We start from the raw sequence: 6,499 nt of genomic DNA, 5'->3' as shown, positions 1-6,499 counted from the left end.
AGTTTACCGCTCAACCGCTCCGGCTGGTGAATCAACACCGGCAGGTGCTGCGGGCAAATCCAGAATTCTTTGTCTTGAAAACGAATCGAGAGAAGCGGCACTTCCTGCGCGCTACGGGCGCAGTAAACACATTCGGGCTGTAAGTTGCTCATGTTCAACTCCGTTTATCGCTGAAATTTTTTTAGGCATGTTCAGCATACCACACGCTCACAGTCCGGATTTTGCGGCAGAGCAAATGCGCTGTGCCGCGTTTGCAGCAAATCATCCCATTGAATTTCTTGACCACTCAACCCGATTAGATTATCATCTAATAAATTAGACAATTATCTAATCAAACATGCCCGAAGTTCGCTTTGAAGCTGCCTCCGCATATGATTTCTTCATCAGCCTGATTGTGCTGCACAATCCGGCGGATTTTGGTCTGCGTCCCTCCTGGGCCGCCGGGGTACGCTCGCGCCTGCCGGCGGCTCAGCGCGAATTTTTCGAGCATCATCTGCCTTTTTTGGGTGTTCCACTGACCTGGCTGCACGACTTACCGCTCCCTCACAAAGATACCACCCCGGTATTGAGCGCACTGGAGCAAATCCCGCCCGCCGAACGTCTGCCCCGTTTGACCCTCATTCCCGAATTGCGCCCGGAAGTGCAGATTGCCCTGCAGGAGATTGCCGCAACCGGCCGGGCTACTCCCGCCATCCGTACCCTGTTGAAAGCCGAACTGGAAGCTAAACGCCATCCCCCGCCGGCCGGTACGCTGGACTACTGGATATCAGCCTGGTCGAACCCGGCCGCCTTTGGGGAAGAATGGCTGTTTGCCCTGCGCACCTACTTCAACCTGTTCTTCAGCGAGGAAGAGGCCCGCTTGCAACCGCTGCTGGAAGACGGTGTGCAGACAGCCAGCCGCCTGCTGAATGAGCAACCCCTCCCGCAGGTCGTCGAAACCCTCACCCGCGGGGTGAGCATCGCAGAAATCCAGCAGGTCAGCCAGTTGACCCTGATTCCCTCCTACTGGAGTACACCCTTCATTTTCTTCCAGCGGCTGGCAGGGCAGCGCGCCCTGCTGGTGTTCGGCTGCCGTCCAGCGCACCTCTCGCTGGCGGGCGGCGGCGCCGTACCGCTGACTTTGGTGGACACTTTCAAAGCCCTGGGTGACCCGACCCGTCTGCGCATTTTGCGCTTTCTGGCTCAGCAGCCGCTGACCCCCGCCGCCCTGGCCGAGCGCCTGCGCCTGCGCGCCCCAACAGTCATTCATCACCTCAACGCCCTGCGGCGCGCCGGTTTAGTTCACATTCGGCTGGACGCCGACGGCGAACGGCGCTACGACCTGCGCCGCGAAGGACTGAACGAAACCCTGACCGCCCTGCATCGTTTTCTGGATTCCACCGAAGAACCCTGAACTTCTGCCCTGTATGGAGAAAAAGCCGTTGAAACCTGAGCGTTCGTTTTCCCGCTTTTCACGTGTGTTGGCCAATTACTTTGACCGGGTGAGCGCTTTCCAGCCCAACGCCCGCCTGTACCTGACCAGTGTCATTCTCACCGGCGCGGCCATGGGCGTTTACCGCCTGCTGTTCAACTTTTACGTCCTCTCGCTGGGTTACGATGAAGCCCTGCTCGGCACGCTCATCACCACCTCCAGCCTGACCGCCCTGCTCTCCGCCCTGCCGATGGGCTATCTGGTGGACAATATCGGTCACAAGACCGCCCTGATCATCGGCACGGCCGTGCTGGGACTGGCGGTTGGCGGCATGGTGCTGTTCCCCTCCGCATTGACCTTCGTCCTGATGAACATCGTGCTCGGCCTGGCACAGAGCCTGACCGGTGTGACCATGGGGCCATTCCTGATGGAAAACAGCGGCGAAAAGGAACGCACCTACCTGTTCAGTTTCACCTCCGGGCTGCAAATGGCTTCGGCTTTCTTCGGGAACTGGATCGGCGGTTACCTGCCAACCTGGATCAGCACGCTACAGGGCAGCACCCCCACCAGCCCCTCGGCATACGGCGGAGCGCTGGCTGCCATTGCCATTGCCGGTTCGGTCGGCATTTTACCCCTGCTGTTTCTCCGTCCGGTCAAAATCGCCCGTGACAAACGCTCGGTGTTCGCACCGCTGGCTTATTTTGGGCAAAACTCGCGCCTGCTGGGCAAACTCATTCTGCCCATGCTGGTTACTTCGCTGGGCGCCGGGCTGATCATGCCGTTCATGAACGTCTTTTTCCGCAATGTGCATCACCAGCCCGACCCGGTCATTGGGGCCATGTTCGCCTGGGGTTCGCTGGCCATGGGCATCGGCCTGTTGATTGCCCCACCGCTGGCAGACCGCTTTGGCAAAATTCAACTGGTGGTCATCACCCAGGCGCTTTCCATTCCGTTTCTGATTCTGCTGGGCTTTGCGCCGTGGTTTGCGGTCAGCGCCGCGGCCTACTACATCCGCCTGACGCTGATGAACATGAGCCTGCCGGTGTATCAGACCTTTGTGATGGAAAAGGTCGAACCCTCGGCGCGGGCTACCGTTGCCAGTCTGGTCAGCATGGCCAACAATGTGGGCTGGGCATTTTCTCCGCAAATCAGCGGCTGGATACAGGTCAATTACGGTTTTCAGCCGGCTTTTGCCGCCACCCTGGTACTGTACATCCTTTCCATTTACCTTTACTGGCGTTTCTTCTGGTACCCGCTCGGCAAAGAGCAAGTCGTTGCGCCTTTGCCTGCAACCTTAAAGCCGCAATAGCATCTATATAAGGGTAAAACCTTACGAATGGAGAAAAATCACACATGGAAATGGTTGTTTACTTCCCCGGCGGAGCCCGTGTTGATGCTCAGTTTGGCCCTTATACCGTCCGTACCGACCAGCCCCCCATGGGCGGCGGTGAAGGCTCTGCCCCCACTCCCTTTGCCGTTTTTCTGGCCTCTTTAGCCACCTGCGCCGGCATTTACGTGCTGGGATTCTGCCCCCAGCGCGGGCTGCCCACCGAGGGCATCCGCATTATTCAACGCGACCGGCGCAATCCGCTGACCGGCATGGTCGAAGAAATCGAAATGGAGATTCAGGTGCCGCCCGAATTTCCACAAAAATACTACGATGCGCTGGTGCGCTCCGCCGAACAGTGCGCGGTCAAGAAGCACATGGAACAGCCGCCGCGCTTTACCATTCAAACCAAAGTGACCGCCTGAGGTTCATCCGCCTGCCACAGGCGGAAAAAAGTCGAGCACATCCCCGTCTTGCAGAGGGGTATCCCAACCCTGCGGCAGGGTGTCCACATCTTTCCCGTTGACGAATCCATGCACATGGGCATGGATTTCGTTTTGTGCATTCAACCAGTGCAGGCGCAAATCCGGCAGGCGCGCGACAATTTCATCTACCGCCTGCCGAACCGTGCTTCCATCCGCCAGATCCAGCTGCAGGCTGCGTGCCCTGGCAATCAATCGAAAGGTGGCGTACAGGTTAACGCGGATCATGTGCCTGCCTTCAATTATGCCAGATTTTCAGGCCATCAGCGGCACAACCAGCGGGTATTTTCCGTTGGGACTGCGCATCACCTCCAGCGGAATGCCAAACGCCTCACTGAGCAGCTGCGGACGCAGCACCTCCGCCGAGGTTCCATACGCCTGCACACAGCCATCCACCAGCAGCAGCACGCGGTCGGCATAGCGCGCCACCAGATTCAGGTCATGCAGCACGACCAGCGCCGCCGGTTGATGCGCTTTACCGTTTCCATTGCCGGCAATGGGCTGGCGCACCACCTCCACCATTTGGTTGAGCAGCCCAATCTGATACTGCAAATCCAGATGTGTGGTCGGCTCATCCAGCAGCATTACCGGGGTTGCCTGCACCATGGCGCGCGCCAGCAACAGACGCTGCAGCTCCCCGCCGGAAAGCTCTCCCACCAGCCGATGCGCCAGATGCTGCGTATCGGTGCGGCGCATGGCTTCCCAAATCAATTCTTCATCGGCCGGTGAAAGCTGCCCCAGCCAGTTCAGATAAGGGGTGCGCCCCAGCGAAACCACCTGCCAGGCAGTGAAGCCTGCCGGCAGGCTGCGCGCCTGCGGCACCACGGCAATCAGGCGGGCGCGTTCCTGCACCGAAAGCGCGCACAGGTCGCGTCCATCATAACGGATTGAGCCGCACTCCGGCGGCAGAATGCCGCTCAGCGCGCGCACCAGCGTGGACTTACCGGCCCCGTTCGGGCCGATCACCGCCAGAATCTCACCATCCGCCAGCCGGAAACTGACATCTTTCAAAACCGGCTTTGCTCCGTAACGAACAGTCAAATGCAAAACTTCGAGCATGGTCAACTCCAGTAGGGAAGGCTGCGGGAACGCCGCAAAATCCACAAAAAGAAGGGCGTGCCGGTCAAAGCGGTGATGATGCCGACCGGCAGTTCCTGCGGGGTCATCACAATGCGCGCCAGCACGTCTGCCAGCAGCAAAAAGGCAGCCCCGCCCAACAGCGAGAGCGGCAGCAGCCGGCGGTAGTCCCCGCCAACCAGTAGCCGCAGCAGGTGCGGGACAATCAACCCGACAAAGCCGATAATGCCGGTAAAAGAAACCGCTGCAGCCGTAGCCAGAGATGAAACGCCGATGATGATCCAGCGGGTGGTTTCCACCGGCAGCCCCAGCTGCTGAGCCTGTTCATCGCCAAACTGCATCACATTCAGGGCGTGTCCCATGGTCATCAAAATTCCCAGCCCAATCAGCCAGTAGGGTAATACGGCCAGCACTGGCTGCCAGCCGCCCATGGATGAGCCGCCCATTAACCACGCAATTGCCCGGCGCAGTTCGCCAGTTGAGCGGAGCAGTAAAAAAGAAGTCAGCGCACCGGCAAAGGAGTTTACCGCCACCCCCGCCAGCAGAAGATTGGTCACCGGCAGTGAGCGTCCAACCCGCGCCAGGCTGACCACCATCAAAACGGTGAGCACCGCGCCGCTGAACGAAGCCAGCGGTACCGCCAGCAGACCGGCCACATCGTAGCCCCAGCGCAGGCTGAGCACGATCACCGCCCCCAGGCCGGCGCCGGAGGCCACCCCAATCAGATAAGGATCGGCCAGCGGATTGCGGAACAGGCCCTGATAGGCCGCCCCGCTGACGGCGAGCGCCGAACCGGTCAGCGCCACCAGCGCGGTGCGCGGCAGCCGCAGCGAGAAGAGAATGGTATCCGCAACGCGCAGGTCAGCACCGATTTCGCCGCCGCTCAGACGGGCTGCCACCACCCGCGCCATATCCACCAGCGAAAGGGACACACTGCCCACCAGCATGCTCAACAGCAGGGCTGCCAGCAAAGCGGCCAAAGCGATCCAGATTGGGTGAACAGTGCGTCCCTTCATGCCATTCTCATCAGGGCAGGGTCACACTGTGCAGCAGGCGCGCCAGTTCTTCCAGCCCGTCCACCAGCCGCGGGCCGGGACGGCTGGCCAGATCATCGTTGAACGGCAGGACGCGCCCTTCTTTGACCGCCGTCAATTCACCCCAGCCGGGGCGGGCAGCCACCTGCTCGGGGGTGACGCCAAAATTGGCATCCCCCAGCAGGATGAAGTCGGGGTCGGCTGCCAGCAGGGCTTCAATGCTCATCTGCCCGTACTGGCTGTCCATTGCCCGGCCAACGTTTTCGGCTTTGGCCATCTCCAGCAGGGTATCAATGAAGGTACCGCTGCCGGTCGTCCACGGTTTGGAAGGATCTGTCCCGTCAATTTCGTAAAAGACGGTCGGCCGTTCCTCGATATTCGCCAGTTTTTGCTGGACGACCGCCACCCGCAGACTCAATTGAGTCACCAGCGCTTCGGCCTCGGCTTTGTGGCCGGTCAGCTCACCGACGGTGATCAGCATGGGGTACATTTCCTCCATGGCGAGGGGATTTTTCAGGTAATAGACGGTCAAACCGGCATCTTCGAGCGATTTGACCAGTTCCGGCGGGTGAATTTCGGCCAGCAGCACCAGATCCGGGTTGAGGGCGACGATTTGCTCGATCGAGAAGCCCATAAAATCACCCAACCCCGGCAATTCCAGGGCTTCGGGCGGGTAGTTGCTGAAATTATCGCGCCCAACCACCTGACTGCCGGCGCCCACGGCGAACAGAATTTCGGTGTTGGATGGCGCCAGCGAAACCACGCGTTGCGCCGGCTGCGCCAGGGTAACGGTACGTCCCAGTCCATCGGTCATGACAATCGGGCTGGCGGTAGGCGTGGCAGCCGGGGTAGCTGCCGACGTGCAGGCACTCACCAGAAGCGCCAGCAGCAAGAGAACACTGAGCAAAACGCTTTGACGTTTCATTTTTAGGAGCCTTTCAAATTGAATGGGTTTGTGGGTTTGGATACGACGTGCCGGCTGAGCCAGCAGGTTTGGGGTAATCAGGCAAATCCTTGTTGTGGCGGCGCTGGCTCACACAATGAAATCTCCCTGCCGGTTGCGGGCAGGGAGGGGAGAGATCGGAGTTTGCGGTGTTGCCAGTCCAATGTTCCCCACCTCCTTTCCGCGAGAGTGTGGTGAACGCCTGCTGGGCGGGCGGCCTGGCTT

The 6,499-nt window shown here is 59.9% G+C and carries 7 protein-coding genes; 3 read left to right on the top strand and 4 right to left on the bottom strand.

Translation table 11 applies throughout. From position 1 onward, the window contains the following. The first annotated feature begins 337 nt into the window (after positions 1–337). Genes VAE48_RS15105 through VAE48_RS15095 form a run of 3 tightly spaced genes read left to right on the top strand, consistent with a single transcriptional unit; the run spans position 338 to position 3,163 of the window. Positions 338–1,393, top strand: coding sequence for a metalloregulator ArsR/SmtB family transcription factor (locus VAE48_RS15105; RefSeq protein WP_322794163.1), 1,056 nt, complete (start codon positions 338–340; stop codon positions 1,391–1,393). Between the two features lie 28 nt (positions 1,394–1,421). After that, complete coding sequence (locus VAE48_RS15100) at positions 1,422–2,720, top strand: MFS transporter (protein ID WP_322794162.1); 1,299 nt, start codon at positions 1,422–1,424, stop codon at positions 2,718–2,720. Positions 2,721–2,764: 44 nt separating this feature from the next. Next, entirely contained in the window at positions 2,765–3,163 is a 399-nt protein-coding gene (locus VAE48_RS15095) for an OsmC family protein (RefSeq protein WP_322794161.1), read from the top strand. Between the two features lie 3 nt (positions 3,164–3,166). On the opposite strand, the gene VAE48_RS15090 is transcribed toward VAE48_RS15095, so the two are convergent. From VAE48_RS15090 to VAE48_RS15075, 4 genes are read right to left on the bottom strand one after another with little or no spacing between them, the layout of a single operon-like run. Next, complete coding sequence (locus tag VAE48_RS15090; RefSeq protein ID WP_322794160.1) at positions 3,167–3,448, bottom strand: ubiquitin-like small modifier protein 1; 282 nt, start codon at positions 3,446–3,448, stop codon at positions 3,167–3,169. 27 nt (positions 3,449–3,475) lie between these two features. After that, the gene (locus tag VAE48_RS15085; protein WP_322794159.1) at positions 3,476–4,279 is read right to left on the bottom strand and encodes an ABC transporter ATP-binding protein; all 804 of its coding nucleotides are present in this window, start codon (positions 4,277–4,279) and stop codon (positions 3,476–3,478) included. Between the two features lie 2 nt (positions 4,280–4,281). Next, positions 4,282–5,313: an iron ABC transporter permease gene (locus tag VAE48_RS15080; protein WP_322794158.1), complete on the bottom strand. Its 1,032-nt coding sequence runs from the start codon at positions 5,311–5,313 to the stop codon at positions 4,282–4,284. 10 nt (positions 5,314–5,323) lie between these two features. After that, entirely contained in the window at positions 5,324–6,256 is a 933-nt protein-coding gene (locus tag VAE48_RS15075; protein WP_322794157.1) for an ABC transporter substrate-binding protein, read from the bottom strand. Positions 6,257–6,499: the final 243 nt, after the last annotated feature.

The organism is Bellilinea sp. (genome assembly GCF_034432615.1).
GTDB lineage: Bacteria > Chloroflexota > Anaerolineae > Anaerolineales > Anaerolineaceae > Bellilinea.
This window is presented reverse-complemented; position numbering and strand designations above follow the sequence as displayed.